This is a genomic window from Enterococcus sp. DIV0183 (assembly GCF_050541505.1).
Classification (GTDB): domain Bacteria; phylum Bacillota; class Bacilli; order Lactobacillales; family Enterococcaceae; genus Enterococcus; species Enterococcus faecalis.
In genome coordinates, this window is the sequence record NZ_CP172932.1 from 603,965 (window position 1) to 620,290 (window position 16,326).

Annotated in this window: 13 protein-coding genes, 1 tRNA gene and 1 riboswitch; of the genes, 12 read left to right on the forward strand and 2 right to left on the reverse strand. The window is 36.9% G+C overall.

Annotated elements, in window-relative coordinates:
- Positions 1 to 20 precede the first annotated feature (20 nt).
- The 5 genes from IGK72_RS03090 to IGK72_RS03110 all read left to right on the forward strand — a co-directional run bounded on the left by IGK72_RS03090 (position 21) and on the right by IGK72_RS03110 (position 3,771).
- Positions 21 to 404: a bacteriocin gene (locus IGK72_RS03090; RefSeq protein WP_002358745.1), complete on the forward strand. Its 384-nt coding sequence runs from the start codon at positions 21 to 23 to the stop codon at positions 402 to 404.
- 173 nt (positions 405 to 577) lie between these two features.
- Entirely contained in the window at positions 578 to 1,087 is a 510-nt protein-coding gene (locus IGK72_RS03095) for an SA1002 family membrane protein (protein ID WP_002358746.1), read from the forward strand.
- 29 nt (positions 1,088 to 1,116) lie between these two features.
- Positions 1,117 to 2,904, forward strand: coding sequence for a glycerophosphoryl diester phosphodiesterase membrane domain-containing protein (locus IGK72_RS03100; RefSeq protein ID WP_070416155.1), 1,788 nt, complete (start codon positions 1,117 to 1,119; stop codon positions 2,902 to 2,904).
- 25 nt (positions 2,905 to 2,929) lie between these two features.
- Positions 2,930 to 3,337 carry an NUDIX hydrolase gene (locus tag IGK72_RS03105; protein ID WP_023895516.1) on the forward strand — a complete coding sequence of 136 codons (408 nt, stop codon included), beginning with the start codon at positions 2,930 to 2,932 and terminating at the stop codon, positions 3,335 to 3,337.
- A 233-nt stretch (positions 3,338 to 3,570) separates the two neighbouring features.
- Positions 3,571 to 3,771 (forward strand): cold-shock protein, encoded by a 201-nt coding sequence (locus tag IGK72_RS03110; protein ID WP_002355647.1) that lies wholly within the window; start codon positions 3,571 to 3,573, stop codon positions 3,769 to 3,771.
- Between the two features lie 657 nt (positions 3,772 to 4,428).
- On the opposite strand, the gene IGK72_RS03115 is transcribed toward IGK72_RS03110, so the two are convergent.
- Positions 4,429 to 4,500: transfer RNA gene (locus IGK72_RS03115), tRNA-Arg, on the reverse strand.
- Positions 4,501 to 4,558: 58 nt separating this feature from the next.
- Between IGK72_RS03115 and rpoN the strand changes: the two genes are divergently transcribed.
- From rpoN to IGK72_RS03140, 5 genes are all read left to right on the forward strand, one after another.
- Positions 4,559 to 5,890: an RNA polymerase factor sigma-54 gene (gene rpoN, locus IGK72_RS03120; protein WP_023895514.1), complete on the forward strand. Its 1,332-nt coding sequence runs from the start codon at positions 4,559 to 4,561 to the stop codon at positions 5,888 to 5,890.
- Positions 5,891 to 6,090: 200 nt separating this feature from the next.
- A complete protein-coding gene (locus IGK72_RS03125; RefSeq protein ID WP_023895513.1) occupies positions 6,091 to 7,968 on the forward strand; it encodes an acyltransferase family protein in 1,878 nt (625 codons plus the stop codon).
- Positions 7,969 to 8,090: 122 nt separating this feature from the next.
- Positions 8,091 to 8,186, forward strand: a riboswitch (SMK box riboswitch).
- On the forward strand, positions 8,184 to 9,368 hold the full coding sequence (metK, locus tag IGK72_RS03130) for a methionine adenosyltransferase (protein WP_002355656.1): 1,185 nt from the start codon (positions 8,184 to 8,186) through the stop codon (positions 9,366 to 9,368). (Overlaps the previous riboswitch by 3 nt.)
- A 169-nt stretch (positions 9,369 to 9,537) precedes the next feature.
- Entirely contained in the window at positions 9,538 to 11,004 is a 1,467-nt protein-coding gene (locus IGK72_RS03135) for an MDR family MFS transporter (protein WP_002355658.1), read from the forward strand.
- Positions 11,005 to 11,042: 38 nt separating this feature from the next.
- Complete coding sequence (locus IGK72_RS03140) at positions 11,043 to 11,834, forward strand: alpha/beta hydrolase (RefSeq protein WP_002366213.1); 792 nt, start codon at positions 11,043 to 11,045, stop codon at positions 11,832 to 11,834.
- Positions 11,835 to 11,914: 80 nt separating this feature from the next.
- Here the strand turns inward: IGK72_RS03140 and IGK72_RS03145 are convergent, their stop codons facing one another.
- Positions 11,915 to 12,577: a TetR/AcrR family transcriptional regulator gene (locus tag IGK72_RS03145; RefSeq protein WP_002358755.1), complete on the reverse strand. Its 663-nt coding sequence runs from the start codon at positions 12,575 to 12,577 to the stop codon at positions 11,915 to 11,917.
- A 253-nt stretch (positions 12,578 to 12,830) separates the two neighbouring features.
- Here IGK72_RS03145 and erfC point away from each other — a divergent pair, with 253 nt between their 5' ends.
- Entirely contained in the window at positions 12,831 to 14,546 is a 1,716-nt protein-coding gene (erfC, locus tag IGK72_RS03150; RefSeq protein WP_002355662.1) for a multidrug ABC transporter ATP-binding protein/permease ErfC, read from the forward strand.
- Entirely contained in the window at positions 14,546 to 16,315 is a 1,770-nt protein-coding gene (gene erfD, locus IGK72_RS03155) for a multidrug ABC transporter ATP-binding protein/permease ErfD (protein ID WP_002355663.1), read from the forward strand. Before erfC ends, erfD begins: the two co-directional genes overlap by 1 nt.
- Positions 16,316 to 16,326: the final 11 nt, after the last annotated feature.

Consider the following 16,326-nt stretch of genomic DNA (forward strand, 5'->3'; position numbering starts at 1 on the left):
ACTAAAAAGGAAGAAAAAACATGAATAAAAAAATTTCGTTCAGTCTGTTAATTTTGTTACTTAGTTTGTTGGTAGGTTTTACATTTATTCCGCATAAAAAGGAATTAAGTTTCAATGAGTATCAAGAAAAAAAACACTCTGGCGAAACATTTTATGTTGTTTTAAAAAAGAAAAACTGTTCAGATTGTCAGGATTTCGAGAAACTATTGCAAGCACCTAAACAGGTTTACTATGTAGAATTAACCAACAAAGAGACCATGAAGGAATGGTCAACATTTATCCGAGAAAATAAAGTTTTACATGTGCCATCTATGTTTAAAATAGATAACGGCCATCTCAAGAAAATTGATGGAGAAGGAGATGCGAATCAATTATTCGCAAACTATCAAAAAATAACGAAGTAAAAAGAATAAAAAGACAAGCCAAGTTTCCTAAATAAAGGAAACTTGGCTTGTCTTTTTTCTAGTAATAGTCGTTTATTAAATAACATGTGAAATATTTTACAAATACATTTTGGTTTGATAAAATAAACGCAAACATATGAATTTGTTTTCATTTGTTTTGGGAGGAGGAACGAATGATTGAATTGATTTTACTTTTGTCGGTGATTCTTTTAGGTTTATTGATTGGAAATAAAAGAGTTGATAAGTGGCTTTTTCTTAAGGCATTACTTTTGTTTTCTGTTATGCTAAGTGTGAGCATCTTAATTTCGGTAGCTATGTATTTATTATTAACAATAGGCGTTGCAAACGTAATAGGGCAGCGGTTAGAGTCGTTATTTCTTTTAGGGATAGTCGTTATCATCAGTACGAGTCTTTTGTTATATTTTTTATTGAATTTAACGACGAAAAAAATTGTTTTACCCATCGCTTTAATGAAAATAATTGAATATTATATTCAATGGGTATTGATTTATGTTACTATTTATCAAGTGATTTTTGATCAGTTTATTGTTTCTTCAGAAGTAAAAAATACGTTACAAGGAACTATTGATGAGCCAGTCGCAATCATTATTGTTATTTTGCCATCATTTATTTCAATTTGGATTGCCGTTGTTTTATTTAGGATTCGTATGGAAGAACTTTAATCAGATACTTTTAGAATGGAGGAGTTTGTATGTCTGCTTGGCAAACATTTAAAAATGGAACAAGGCAATTTTTAAAAGACATCTTGCAGTACTTATGGTTATTTTTTACTTTAAATGTCTTATTATTATTGGTGGGTGGGGCTTTTAGTTGGGCTACTTCCAACGCACTAAAAACTCAAGGTATTCCTTATCTTTCGTTTAATAACCTGAATTTATTGTTAGAAAAGCCGCTTGCTCTGGTGTTATTAATTCTCTTGTTGTTACTTTTTTTAGGTGCAGTTTTTTATCAGTTTACCTTTTTATTATTAGGGATTTTTCAAATACGGCAAGACCATCGTTTTCATTTTAAAGGAGTTACCAAGGCATCTTTTAAGGTTCTTAAAAAGCAAGGTGCCCGTTCGTGGTTATTCTTTTTCGGTTATTTTGTTGTCATTGTCCCTTTTGGTAACCTGATTTTCCAAAGTAATCTATTGACGAAATTTGTGATTCCAGATTTTATTGTTGAATTTTTGTCCCAACGAATTCCATACTTGGTTGGGTTACTGGCCTTTGGGTTATTAGTCTGGTATTTAGCTATTCGTTTCATTTACACGCTTCCATTAATGATTCTGGAGAGAAAAAAAGCGGGCGAGGCAGTTAAGGCTAGTTGGTCAATGACAAACAAACGATTATGGTTCATTATTCGTAATATTGCATTTGTGACGATCGCGGTATTTGTTTCAACGTATGTTATTTATGTGTTACTTTATCTTCTACAGTTGAAGTTAGATACCTTGAGCGATACCATTAGCTTGCTAGGTGGTATTTTAAATTTAACGGTTGTCCAATTTTTACAGTTTGTCTCTAATGCTTGGCTTTCAGTATTACTGATTAATTTCTTATATACACAATTAAATGTTCAAGCAGAAACGACGACAAAAGTTGCCTTTGACAAAGAAACGAAACGTAATAAATTAGTGACTATCGGAATGGGCCTAGGACTATTCACCATTTTTGGCGGCTATATAATTTTCAACGCTGTTTACTTAACAGGGCTATTAGAATCAAAACCTTTGATTATTTCGCATCGAGGGGTCACCAATAGTAATGGCGTGCAAAATACTATTCCTGCTATGGAAAGAACCATTAAATTTAAACCAGATTATATTGAAATTGATGTTCAAGAAACCAAAGACCATCAATTTGTTGTGATGCATGATGCAAACCTTCAAGAACTCGCCGGCGTTGATGGCACGCCGCAAGAATTTACGTTGGCTGAATTAACAAAAATGACCGTTAAAGAAAATGGCCAAGAAGCACCAATTGCCAGTTTTGATGATTATTTAGCGAAAGCAAACCAAGCCAAACAAAAATTACTAGTAGAAATTAAAACGTCTAAACAAGATAGTCAAGGTGCGCTATCTAACTTTATTGAAAAATATGAACGTCCTTTGATAAAGAATAACCATCAGGTTCAATCTCTCGACTACAATGTGATCAAAGCGTTTAAAAAAGCCAAATCAAAAGTAAAAGTTAGTTTTATTTTGCCCTATAATTTCACTTTTCCAGAAACACAAGCTGATTTGTATACAATGGAAGCTACCACGTTGAACGATACCTTCATTTTAAAAGCTGACCAACAGAAAAAAGCAGTTTATGCTTGGACAGTTAATGACTCAGAGGTACTAAGTAAAATGCTCTTTATGGACGTTGCTGGAGTGATTACCGATGATTTGGAGTTAGTCAATGAAGAAGTCAATGACTTTGAAAAAAATCCGTCGTATGCGGATCGTATTTTGCATTATATTTTTATGCTGCCAAGTGTGGCTTCTCAATAAAAAATGAAGAAGAGGGTTAAACGAAATGAAAAAAGAATTTTCGCGAGTACTTCTTAAAAATCAATCAGATGAAATTCTTATTTTAAAAGATCGGCCAGACACTTGGAATTTCCCTGGCGGAAAACAAGAACTTGGTGAATCAGCGCTGGAATGTGCGATTCGTGAAATTAAAGAAGAATTAGCAGTGGAAATTACTGAACTTGAAGAAATTTTTACTGGACCACTCGTTTTTGATTCAATCGTTTGGCAAGGACATTTTTATTTTGCTAAACAAGCCCAAGGAAAAGTTACGCTGAACGAACCAAATAAAATTAAAGGCGTACAATTTATTAAGCGGTTTGAGGAAGTAAATTTTTCACCAGGATTAGCTCCGCTATTTGATTATTTGACGCGTAGCGATTATTTAAAGTTAAACAAAACTAACTGGAAATAGAAAGAATAGGAGTGTCTTTTGCTAGGGCTTTGTCAAGCGCATCTTTGATTATTTTAGAAAGTCCAAGGAAAAGTCGTGGGCATTGTTTATTCCTAATAAATGTGTTATAGTAATTAAGTAATCAATTTTGATAAGTAATTTGAGTTATATATTTAAAAACTATACTTCTCCTTTTGCCACTCAACATTTTTTGCAATAACTTGCATATTTTTATGCACTAGGAGGAAATATATATGAACAACGGTACAGTAAAATGGTTTAACGCAGACAAAGGTTTTGGATTTATTACAGGTGAAGATGGCAATGATGTATTTGCACATTTTTCAGCTATTCAATCAGATGGATTTAAAACTTTAGACGAAGGCCAAGCAGTAACTTTTGATACTGAAGAAGGTCCACGCGGCTTACAAGCAACGAACATCGTAAAAGCTTAATAATGAATGAAAACGGACCACGTGTTGGTCCGTTTTTTTTGATAGCTGTTGTCTGATCTCGTCATTAATTACATAGCAAAACAAAGCAGAGGCCATTTAAAGGAGGAGAATATGAAGACGACCTTAACTGAGCTGTTACTTGTAAGTGGATTATTTTGGCTAGTAATCATAATTGGTGTGATTGCGGGTAGCATATTTCTAATTAAGTATTTTAGAGGTCGGAGCTGAACGGTTCTGTTCTCGCCAATTATCAGGTTTTAAGCCTGGGACAAAAATCCAAAGTGATTTTTGCCCCAGGTTCTTTATTTAATTAGGGTATCAAGTTTTAGGTAAAATAATTAACAAATTAAAAGCAATTTACTATATAATCAGAAAGGGATCTTTAAGAGAGAAGCAGGTGTTTGCTTGTCGTAATACTTTGTTTAGCAGATAGAAAAAGGAAACGTTATGCGTTACAATAGGAACGGAGGAGTTTTAACCTTATTGGATTTGTAGCTGAAGCAGAACAAATGTTGTCGCGTTAAGTGCGATTGAGCTTGCCACAAGCAACATTTAAAAAAACTACGGATAGAAAAATCATTCCTAAACAAGAAAAAAACACTCTTTAGATGAATAAAGAGTGTCCAGAAACGTTGATAAATCAACATATTTAAATAACGCGCCCTGAGGGAATCGAACCCCCGTCTCAAGAACCGGAATCTTACGTGATATCCACTACACTAAGGGCGCGGCACGAATACTAGTTTAGCTGATATTGACAAAAATTACAAGAGGGAGGACGAAAATAATGAAATTTGAGCAACGAATGTCCCAACAACAAAAACAAGTCCAGAAGTTGGCCATGACTCAACAGCTTCAACAATCCATTCAAATTTTACAATTTAATACGGAAGAACTGGCTGCCTTTGTTGAAGCGAAAGCACTAGAGAATCCATTAATTGATTTACAAGTAGACACGCAGTACACCACAGATTTTCCGATAACTAGTCGTTCTTACACCAACCAAGACGAAGAAAATAATTATATGAATCAAATTCCAGACTATCATTTATCATTATTTGAGTCTTTAATTGATCAAATTCATTTGAATTACCGCGATACATACTTGCGAACATTGGTATTGTTTTTAGTAGAATATATAGACGTGAATGGTTATTTAACGATTTCGTTAGAAGAAGCGGCAGAGAAAACCGAAGCAAACGCCATTCAAATGCTAGATGCATTAACTTTGTTACAACAGCTAGATCCAGCAGGTGTGGGGGCACGCAATTTACAAGAATGTTTGATGCTACAAACAGAACGAGACGATACCGCGCCTAATTTAGCGTATATTTTATTGGAGGAAGAGTTTGATGCCTTAGTGAGTCGTAAATGGGGCCCGTTAGCTAAAAAATTTGGGATTGAATTAGCAGAAATTCAATTGATTTTTGATTATATACAAACGTTATCGCCAGCGCCAGGGAATATTTTTGATGCGACCGAGGAATTGTATATTCGACCAGATTTAACTGTCCGAATCAAGGAAGATCGAATAGTGGTGATTTCCAACAAAGCTGGTCGACCGACATTAAATTTTCAAGAAAATTATTTCAAACGAATGCAAGAGACTGACGACAAAGAAGTCCAAGAATATATTAAGGATAAGAAAAACGAATTTGAATGGTTAGAGCGCGCAGTGAATCAGCGGGGGGATACAATTTTACGTGTAGGGCAAGAAATTGTGCGCCGTCAAGAAGCCTTCTTTTTAGAAGCAGATCGGCCATTAAAACCAATGACTTTAAAAGAAATTGCGGATGCTTTGTCTATTCATGAATCGACAGTTAGTCGTGCGGTCAATGGAAAATATCTAGAAACCACGTTTGGCGTCTTTGAATTGCGCTCATTCTTCTCAACAAGTATTCTTTCATCAGAAGAAGATGGCGAGGATGTCTCAACAACGATGGTTAAAAAGCAACTACAAAAATTAATTGATCAAGAAGTAAAAAGTAAACCGTTGTCTGATCAAAAATTAGTCGAGCGATTAAAAGATTCAGGCATGGAAATATCCCGACGAACGGTGGCAAAATATCGTGAAGCCCTAGGGATTCCATCTTCATCTAAACGAAAACGATATGAGTAAACAACCAAAGCTTATGAGTGATTTTCATAAGCTTTGGTTGTTTTTTTGTGATTTAAAAAATGTTGGTTTTTTGAATTGTAAAAAAAGCCTAAAGGAGGCAAAGTTTGCTTGCCATTTCCTAGGAAAAAACGTATATTAAAGTTACTTGCTTCTTTAAATAAAGGAAAAGAATAATTTTATAGAAAAGTTGGAAAGCACAAATGAATCAGACAGCAAATAGCAAGAAAAAACGCTATATTACAGGTTTTGATGGCATTCGGACGATCGCTGTAATTGGCGTGATTTTGTATCACCTTTTTCCCAAAGTCATGCGAGGTGGCTACTTAGGTGTTCCGATTTTCTTTGTTGTTTCAGGTTATCTTATTAACGACTTGTTGCGGCAAGAATGGGCAGAAAATCAGACCATTGATTTAAAAGGATTTTATGTGCGAAGGATGAAACGGCTGTATCCAGCATTAATTGTGATGCTTTTAAGTGCAGTTAGTTATATTACACTCTTTCAGCAGGATTTATTAAACAATATTCGCAGCGTTGTCGCTAGTAGTATTTTTTATTACAACAACTGGTGGCAAATTTTTAAAGGGTTTTCTTATTTTGATGGATTTGCGACACAATCGCCATTTGTACATATTTGGTCATTGGCAGTTGAAGCGCAAAATTATTTAATTTGGCCATTACTTTTTATTCTTCTGGAACGCTTTGTTCGTAAGCGTGGTCGAATTTTCAGTTTAGTTTTGATCGGCGCCTTAATTTCGGTGACGCTGATGGCCGTTTTATATGTTCCTGGCGCAGATCCTACACGTGTCTATTATGGAACAGACACACGTGTTTTTTCTATTTTACTAGGTAGTGCATTGGCGTATGTTTGGCCAAGCACACGTTTGAAAGAAGAAATTCCAGAAGCCTCTAAAAAAATCTTAAATGGCGCTGGTTTAAGTGCCTTAATTCTTTTAGTGTTAGCCTTTTTAACATTATCAGATCATACAAATTTTGTTTATTACGGCGGCATGTTTTTAATTAGTTTGGCAGCCACTGTCTTAGTGGCCGTCACTGCACATCCAGGGGCAGATATGAATCGTTGGTTAACGAATCCAGTCTTTACGTGGATAGGTAAACGGAGTTATGGCATTTACTTGTATCAATTCCCAATCATGATTTTTTATGAGGCCAAAATTAAGACCTTATCGGACCATGTTTTTCTACATTCATTGGTTGAAATAGCATTAATTTTAGTCGTGAGCGAATTGTCTTATCGTTTTATCGAACATCCACTGACACGATTGTCTTATAAGGATGTCTGGACTCAATTCACTGAGTTCTTACGGAAACCGTGGGACCTTCGTGAAAAAGGGACAATGGCCTTTATGACAGTGATTAGCGTGATTGCAGTATTCGGTTTAATTGTGGCTCCAGCAAACGCTAAAAGTGCGCAACAAGAGCAACTAGAAAAAAATATTGCGAAAAATCAGCAAAAAATTGAAGAACGTAAAAAAGAAGTCCAAGAAAGTGGCACGAAAAATAGTAGCACGTCCACAGAAAGTAGTACAAAACCGAGTGAAAGCCAAGACGTTCTACCCACACAACTTACACCAGAGCAAGTAAAAAAAGCGCAGAATTTAGAAATCACAACTATTGGTGATTCTGTTATTCTAGATGGTGCTAGCGGGTTACAAGATATTTTCCCTAAAATGATTATCGATGGGGAAGTGGGCCGTCAATTGTATAGTAGCATTTCACTAATTGGTGAACTAGACAAAAAGAAAATGCTCAAAGATACTGTTTTAGTGAGTTTAGGTACAAATGGTCCTTTTACAGAGGCACAATTTGATGAATTTATGAAAGCGTTAGGTAATCGAAAAGTTTATTGGATTAATGTTCGCGTCCCAACTAGAAGATGGCAAAATCAAGTGAATAGTTTACTTAGTCAAATGGACAAAAAATACGATAACTTAACGGTCATTGACTGGTTTAATTATAGTAACGCCCATGATGATTGGTTTTATGATGACCGAGTTCATCCAAATGTGGCAGGTGGCGAGCAATATACACACTTTATCGCGGAGAAAATTTTACAGTAGCAAGAAACTTCCAGCTCAGATGAAAGGGGCTGGAAGTTTTTTGTTATAGGAAAAGCAAATATAGGTAATTTAATGATTTTCTTGAAAACCTAAGCTTTTTTTTTAGATATCTGGTATACTGTTTTTGTTACAAGTTCCCGAAAGGATTTAGCAAGTAATTGTCGTTACTTATTAAAGATGCCTTGTAACCGAAACTATTTAGGGGGAATAACATTATGACAGAGAGACATTTATTTACATCAGAATCCGTTTCAGAAGGACATCCAGATAAGGTAGCTGACCAAGTCAGTGATGCAATTTTAGATGCGATTTTGGAGAAAGATCCGATGGCCCGCGTGGCATGTGAAACATCCGTAACAACTGGTTTAGTCCTAGTATTTGGAGAAATTTCTACAACAGCTTATGTAGATATCCAAAAAATTGTTCGTCAAACTGTGAAAGATATTGGTTATACACGAGCAAAATATGGATTTGATGGAGAGACTGTCGCAGTTCTTGTAGCAATCGATGAGCAATCACCTGATATCGCTCAAGGGGTTGACGCAGCCTTAGAAGTGCGTGATCAAGATGAAAAAGACGATATTGGCGCTGGTGACCAAGGCTTAATGTTTGGTTTTGCCGTTGACGAAACACCAGAATTAATGCCATTACCGATCGCGTTAAGTCATCGTTTGGTTCGCCGTTTAGCAGAATTGCGGAAGGAAAAAGTCTTACCTTACTTACGTCCTGATGCAAAATCTCAAGTAACAGTGGAATATGATGATCAAGGTCAACCACAACGTGTGGATACGATTGTCATCAGTACACAACATGATGATGAAACAACCTTAGAACAAATCGAAAAAGACATTAAAGAACAAGTAATCAATGAGGTGATCCCTCATGAACTTTTAGATGATGAAACAAAATACTTTATCAACCCAACTGGTCGCTTTGTAATCGGTGGCCCTCAAGGAGATGCCGGCTTAACTGGTCGTAAAATTATCGTTGATACTTATGGCGGTTATGCTCGTCATGGCGGCGGTGCTTTTTCTGGAAAAGATGCAACCAAAGTTGACCGCTCTGCTAGTTATGCTGCGCGTTATATCGCGAAAAACATTGTTGCTGCTGGTTTGGCGAAAAAAGTAGAAGTCCAATTAGCTTATGCAATTGGTGTGGCGCAACCAGTGTCTATTTCTATTAATACGTTTGGTACGAGTGATCTTCCAGAAAGTAAATTAATCGAAGCAGTTCGTAAAAACTTTGATTTACGTCCAGCAGGTATTATTGAAATGCTAGATTTACGTCGCCCAATTTATAAACAAACTGCGGCTTATGGTCATTTTGGTCGAACAGATATTGATTTACCGTGGGAACAAACAGATAAAGTTGAAGCGTTAAAAGCTAGTTTAGCTGAATAATTAAATAAAAAAAACAAGAAGTCAGCCAATACTTGGCTGACTTCTTGTTTTTTTTGTAATAATTTTTTTATGAAAAAGCATTTTTTTAAGACATTTTGTTCTTTTTTGTATAGAATAGCTATGGAGCAATTTAGAAAATTGACAATTGAATAGAAAAGGATGTGAACAAATGGCAAAAGAAACAAATGTTAAGTTAGTCACGGTGAGTGTTTTTGTGGCAACATTTATGACAGCCATTGAAGGGACCATTGTGTCTACTGCGATGCCAACGATTGTCGGCTCGTTACATGGCATGGAAATTATGAACTGGGTATTTTCAATTTATTTATTAACGAATGCGATGTTAACACCGATTTATGGGAAACTTGCGGATAAAATTGGTCGTAAACCTGTCTTCATGATTGGCATTATCATTTTTATTTTGGGCTCCTCGTTGTGTGGCTTTGCTCAAGATATGTTGACTTTAATTATTGCCCGCGCAATTCAAGGTGTGGGGGCAGGCGCAATTTTACCAGTTGCATTAACGATTATTGCCGATATGTATACATTGGACAAGCGAGCGAAAATTTTAGGTTTAAACAGTGCCGCCTGGGGAATTGCTAGTATTTTTGGTCCGTTAGCAGGTGGTTTTATTGTAGATACAGTCGGTTGGCATTGGATTTTCTTCATTAATGTTCCTATTGGACTTGTTTTATTGGGCTTGATTAGTATTTTCTTAGTTGAACCAAAGCGGGAACGGACCAAGATGCCAATGGATATTTTGGGCAGCGTTACTTTGATGGCAGTGCTGCTAACGTTATTGCTAGGTTTTCAAATGATTAGCGATAATGGTTTTACATTAGTAACATTTGGTTGTTTGAGTTTGAGTGTGCTCTTTTTTGTAGCGTTTGTGATGATAGAAAAACGCGCGCAAGACCCAGTGATTGATTTGCATTTATTTAATCAACCAACGTTTGTTTTAGTAAATCTTATTGCAGCGCTTATTAGCGGTTTCTTAATGGGGATTGATGTCTACATTCCGATGTGGATGCAAGGTGTCTTAGGAAAAAGTGCAGGAATTGGTGGCTTAGTTTTAGCGCCTATGTCGTTACTTTGGATGGCTGGATCATTTATAGCAAGTAGCTTTATGGAAAAATATGCTATGAAAAAAGTCTTAACGATTGGGTTATCGATTCTATTAGTCGGGGCCATCTTTTTAGTGGTAATGCCAATGGCCGTTCCGTTTTGGCTTTTCTTTGTAGTGTCTTCTGTCTTAGGAGTTGGTTTTGGGATTACTATCACAACGACTACGGTGACAGCACAAAGTACAGTGGAGCCTGAAAAAATGGGGGTTGCAACATCGTTTAATACGTTGGTGCGTACAATTGGGCAGACTGTGATGGTGTCAATTTTTGGTGTGATTTTAAATGCAGGAATGTTTGCGAAATTGGAAGCGAGCGCGTTAAACGTCGATGCAGATGTCATGAATCAATTAGTGAATCCACATACTGCAAATTTAATTCCAGCTGCGTTGTTAAAACCATTACGCGGTATCCTCTATGCAGGTCTGCATAATGTTTACTTAGTCGGTGCGGGCTTAGTTGTTGTCGCTCTTTTGTTAAATATTTTCGCAAAAGCGCAACGAGCGAAGGTTTAGTGGTACACTAATAGAAAGAGTATTGGAGGGAAAAGTAGATGGCCTTTTTACAAGCAAATATTTATTCAAATGTATTGGAAATGGAAGTGAATGTGAACGTAATTTTACCACAAGAAACGGTAAAAAAAGTGGGCACAAGTACCCAAGCAGCATTAACAGATATTCCCGTGTTGTATTTATTACATGGGATGGGAGGAAATCACAGCGTCTGGGCTCGCAGAACCTCTATTGAGCGGTATGTCGCTGATTTGGGGATTGCTGTCATTATGCCGTCCACGGATTTAGCTTGGTATACGGACACGCAATACGATATGAACTATTGGACGTTTATCTCAGAAGAATTACCGAGAATTTGTCATCAACTCTTTCCACAGTTAAGTACAAAACGAGAAAAAACCTTTGCCGCTGGTTTGTCAATGGGTGGTTATGGCGCCTTGAAATTAGGATTAGCGAAACCAGAATCTTTTGCAGCCGTTGCTTCTTTGTCTGGGGCAGTCAGTTTATCATCCACTAGTTTTGGGGAATTATTAAAAGTCCGTAAGCGAAGCTATTGGGAAGGTATTTTTGGCCCGTTAGATCAAATTGAAGGTTCCATTCACGATCCGCTGTATTTATTACAACAATTAGTAGAAAGCCAAACAGAAATGCCCCAATTTTACCTTTGTTGTGGGGAACAAGATATGTTACTTTCTGCTAATCAACAGATGGCTCAAGCGTTGGAACAGGCACAGGCAAGTTACACTTTTGAAACTGGACCAGGAGAACATGACTGGGTGTTCTGGGATGAATGGATTCAAAAAGCCTTGGCTTGGCTACCAATACCAAAATAGAGAAAGTAGTTTTCGCTATTTATTTTAAAAGTTAACCCTTGGTCCGTCAGTCGAAATGACTGACGGACCAAGGGCTTTTTTTATTTAGATGAAGATGTGTTGTCTGCTTGCAACCCATCTAAGTAGGTTTTAACGGCTTGAATAAAGGCGGATTTTTGGTGGATGGAGTGTCGAAATTGAATGCTTTCCTCCATGTACGTTAACTCATTGTCGGAGACATATTGTTTCATGTGCAGCACTTGTTCTTTTAAATAGTCATCTCCGTTCAATACTTGCGAAACGAGCTGTTTTTCCTCCGTTGCGTCCATAATCATCCCAAATAAAAGATGTTGTAAAGACGTTACTGCTAAATGAGTCATTTCTGGTGAAAAACCTGCTTCTCTTAAAATGCCCATCATTTGATTCAAATGGCGTAATCGTTGGGGATAGGCAGGGACGGTTTGGATTTCGATAGCTACGGCACAGGGAAATTGTTGATAGAGATCATAATAGTTTTCCATGAAGGCTAGTAAGTCAGAATACCATTCACCACATAATGCAGGTTCTTGAAAGTGCTCTTCAATCGCTTCAGCCATACTTTGAAGTAAGGCTTGCTTATTTTTAAAATACCAATAAATTGCGGGCGCCTGTACACCAAGCTGTTTGGCGACTTTACGCATAGAAAGTTGTTCTAAAGTGGGACTTTTTTCTAACAAAGAAAATGCGGCTGCAATAATCGTGTCTTTTGATAATTTCGGTTCCATGATTTTAGCTCCTATTAAACGTTATCTTCGTAAGTTTATCAAAAAGAAGGTACACTTTATGATAGGAAAAACTTGTGAAAAATTAACTTGTTCGCTTGTATTTTACCACTAAAAATGGTAAATTATGAATCGGCCTTATTTTACAGTGTTAAATTGGTGAAGTCAATGAGCAAATTGATTTTTTTGTAATGGGGAAGAATTCGCAGACCAACACTGAAGAAGCAGGGAACTATTTTAAGAAAGTAGGGATAAGATGGACCTTATTATTCAACACGCCAAAAAATACAAAGGCTCGGTAGTTATTGCCTTGTTGGCGGTGATCGTAATGGTTGTCTCAGCACTTTGGCAACCAAAATTGTTACAACAAGTGTTGGAAGCAATTATGAATGACGATAGCGACAAAATGAAAAACTTAGGGATTCAATTAATTGCCATTGCAGGATTAGGACTCGTTGCAGGGGTTATTAATACAATTTTTTCTGCCAAAGTTGCCCAAGGTGTCAGTGCTGACATTCGTGAAGCAACTTTCCGCAAAATCCAAACCTTTTCATTTGGCAATATCGAAAAATTTTCAGCAGGTAACTTAGTTGTTCGTTTAACAAATGACGTTACTCAAATTCAAAATGTCATTATGATTGCGTTGCAGACACTTTTTAGAATTCCTTTTTTATTTATCGGGAGTTTTATTTTAGCGATGCTAACCTTGCCACAACTATGGTGGGTGATTGTTGCACTTGTCATCGCAGTTATTTTGATTTCTATGCTGTCCTTTTCGCAAATGGGCAAGCATTTCATGATTATTCAAAACTTGATTGATAAGATTAATGGTATTGCAAAAGAAAATTTGTTAGGCATTCGTGTCGTCAAATCATTTGTTCAAGAAAAAAATCAACTGTCACGTTTTACAAAAGTGAGTGAAGAATTAACCACCCATAACTTAATCGTAGGTAGCTTATTTGCTGTGATGATTCCAGCGTTTATGTTGGTTGCGAACTTAGCCGTTGTAGGCTCGATTTTCTTTGTGAGTAACTTAGTCAAGGATGATCCAACTTTAATCGGTGGTGTCGCTTCCTTTATGAACTATTTAATGCAAATCATGATGGCGATTATTATCGGCGGAATGATGATGATGATGACTTCTCGTGCCGCTGTTTCCATTAAGCGGATTAAAGAAGTGATGGAAACAGAACCAGATGTTACCTACAAAAAAGTCCCAGAACAAGAGTTAATTGGTAGTGTTGAGTTTGATCACGTATCTTTCCGTTATCCTGGGGATGAAGAAGATACCTTGAAAGACATCTCTTTCTCTATTCAGCCAGGTGAAATGATTGGGATTGTGGGCGCAACTGGCGCTGGTAAATCTACATTGGCACAATTAATTCCACGTTTGTTTGATCCGACAGAAGGAAAGATTGAAGTTGGTGGTGTCGATTTACGAGAAGTGAACGAACACAGTTTACGAAAAACAGTTTCCTTTGTGTTGCAAAAAGCAATCCTGTTCTCTGGAACGATTGCGCAAAATCTACGCCATGGTAAACGTGACGCTTCTGAAGCGGACATGGAACGGGCTTCAGGCATCGCCCAAGCCAAGGAATTTATTGAAAAATTAGCAGAAGGTTATGATGCACCCGTCGAAGAACGGAGTAATAACTTTTCTGGTGGACAAAAACAACGGTTATCAATTACAAGAGGTGTGATTGGTGAACCTAAAATTTTGATTTTAGATGATAGCACCAGCGCGTTGGATGCTCGTTCGGAGCGGTTAGTCCGAGAAGCGTTGGATAAAGAGTTAAAAGAGACTACCACGATCGTTATTGCCCAAAAAATTTCTTCTGTTGTCCATGCAGATCGTATTTTAGTATTGGATAATGGACGTTTAGTCGGGGAAGGCACGCATGAAGAATTAGCAGCTACGAACCCCGTGTATCAAGAAATTTACGAAACTCAAAAAGGAAAGGAGGAAGCTTAATGACTGATTTAATAAAAGCTAGTAAATTTTTCTATCATTATTTAAAACGTTACAAAGTTTCTTTCCTCTTTATTTTCTTAGCAATTTTCGCAGCGACTTATTTACAAGTCAAAGCGCCGCAATTCGTTGGGGAAGCTATTCAGGAATTAGCGAAATATGCGGTTAATGTGATGCAAGGAAAAGACGATAAAAGTGCGTTCGTTTCTGTCATTTGGAAACTACTCATTTTTTATGTCTTAACTAGTGCCGCTAGTTTCATTTATAGTATTCTCTTTACACAAGTCGTGGGGAAATCGACAAACCGCATGCGGATTGGTTTGTTTAATAAATTAGAAAAATTGACGATTCGTTTCTTTGATTCTCATCAAGATGGTGAAATTTTAAGTCGTTTTACTAGTGATTTAGACAACATCCAAAACAGTTTAAACCAAGCGTTGCTACAAGTATTAACCAATATTGCCTTATTGGTTGGTGTCTTAATCATGATGTTCCGTCAAAATGTGGAACTAGCATGGGCCACAATTGCTTCTACGCCGATTGCGATTTTAATTGCGGTCTTTGTGATTAGCAAGGCGCGCAAATATGTCGATTTACAGCAAGATGAAGTGGGTAAATTAAATGGCTATATGGATGAAAAAATTAGTGGGCAACGTGTGATTATCACTAATGGCTTACAAGAAGAAACCATTGACGGCTTTTTAGAGCAAAATGAAAAAGTTCGTGCAGCTACGTATAAAGGTCAAGTGTATTCAGGATTACTTTTCCCAATGATGCAAGGAATGTCATTAGTCAATACGGCGATTGTTATTTTCTTTGGTGGTTGGTTAGCAATCAATGGCTCTGTTGATCGTGCCGCTGCGCTAGGTTTAGTCGTTATGTTTGTCCAATATTCCCAACAATATTATCAACCATTAATGCAAATTTCTTCAGGTTATAGCATGATTCAATTAGCTGTTACAGGCGCTCGTCGTTTAAATGAGATGTTTGATGAACCAGATGAAATTCGTCCCGAAAATGGCGGAAAATTAGAAGAGATTAACAAAGCTGTGGCTTTAAATCATGTTGTTTTTGGCTATAATCCAGAAACGCCTGTGTTGAAAGATGTTTCTATTCATGTGGATAAAGGTGAAATGGTCGCTTTAGTCGGACCGACAGGCTCAGGAAAAACAACGATTATGAATTTAATGAATCGCTTTTATGATGTGAATGAAGGCGCCGTGACGTTTGATGGTGTGGACATTCGTGAAATGGATTTAGATAGCTTGCGTTCACATGTAGGCATTGTTTTGCAAGAGTCCGTTCTATTTTCAGGAACAATTCGTGAGAATATTGCTTTTGGTAAGCCAGAGGCCACGGATGAAGAAATTGTTCAAGCAGCGAAACAAGCGAATATCCATGAATTTATTGTAAATCTTGAGCAAGGCTACGATACTGAGATTACGGAAGAGAATAACCTTTTCAGTACGGGGCAAAAGCAATTAGTAAGTATTGCACGAACGATTATTACCAATCCAGAATTATTAATTTTGGATGAAGCAACAAGTAATGTTGATACAGTAACAGAAGCTAAAATCCAAAAAGCGATGGACGAAGCAATTAAAGGGCGCACCAGTTTTGTGATTGCCCATCGTTTGAAAACGATTCTAAATGCGGATCGGATTATTGTTTTACGAGACGGTGAAGTCATTGAAGAAGGCAACCACCATGAACTAGTTGAACAAGATGGATTCTATGCGGAACTTTATAAAAATCAATTTGTTTTTGAATAAGTTGAAAAAGA

Bases quoted from the DNA above. Each gene is read 5' to 3' on its own strand.
- IGK72_RS03090 (WP_002358745.1), top strand. From the start codon at position 21: ATGAATAAAAAAATTTCGTTCAGTCTGTTAATTTTGTTACTTAGTTTG.
- IGK72_RS03095 (WP_002358746.1), top strand. From the start codon at position 578: ATGATTGAATTGATTTTACTTTTGTCGGTGATTCTTTTAGGTTTATTG.
- IGK72_RS03100 (WP_070416155.1), top strand. From the start codon at position 1,117: ATGTCTGCTTGGCAAACATTTAAAAATGGAACAAGGCAATTTTTAAAA.
- IGK72_RS03105 (WP_023895516.1), top strand. From the start codon at position 2,930: ATGAAAAAAGAATTTTCGCGAGTACTTCTTAAAAATCAATCAGATGAA.
- IGK72_RS03110 (WP_002355647.1), top strand. From the start codon at position 3,571: ATGAACAACGGTACAGTAAAATGGTTTAACGCAGACAAAGGTTTTGGA.
- rpoN (WP_023895514.1), top strand. From the start codon at position 4,559: ATGAAATTTGAGCAACGAATGTCCCAACAACAAAAACAAGTCCAGAAG.
- IGK72_RS03125 (WP_023895513.1), top strand. From the start codon at position 6,091: ATGAATCAGACAGCAAATAGCAAGAAAAAACGCTATATTACAGGTTTT.
- metK (WP_002355656.1), top strand. From the start codon at position 8,184: ATGACAGAGAGACATTTATTTACATCAGAATCCGTTTCAGAAGGACAT.
- IGK72_RS03135 (WP_002355658.1), top strand. From the start codon at position 9,538: ATGGCAAAAGAAACAAATGTTAAGTTAGTCACGGTGAGTGTTTTTGTG.
- IGK72_RS03140 (WP_002366213.1), top strand. From the start codon at position 11,043: ATGGCCTTTTTACAAGCAAATATTTATTCAAATGTATTGGAAATGGAA.
- IGK72_RS03145 (WP_002358755.1), bottom strand. From the start codon at position 12,577: ATGGAACCGAAATTATCAAAAGACACGATTATTGCAGCCGCATTTTCT.
- erfC (WP_002355662.1), top strand. From the start codon at position 12,831: ATGGACCTTATTATTCAACACGCCAAAAAATACAAAGGCTCGGTAGTT.
- erfD (WP_002355663.1), top strand. From the start codon at position 14,546: ATGACTGATTTAATAAAAGCTAGTAAATTTTTCTATCATTATTTAAAA.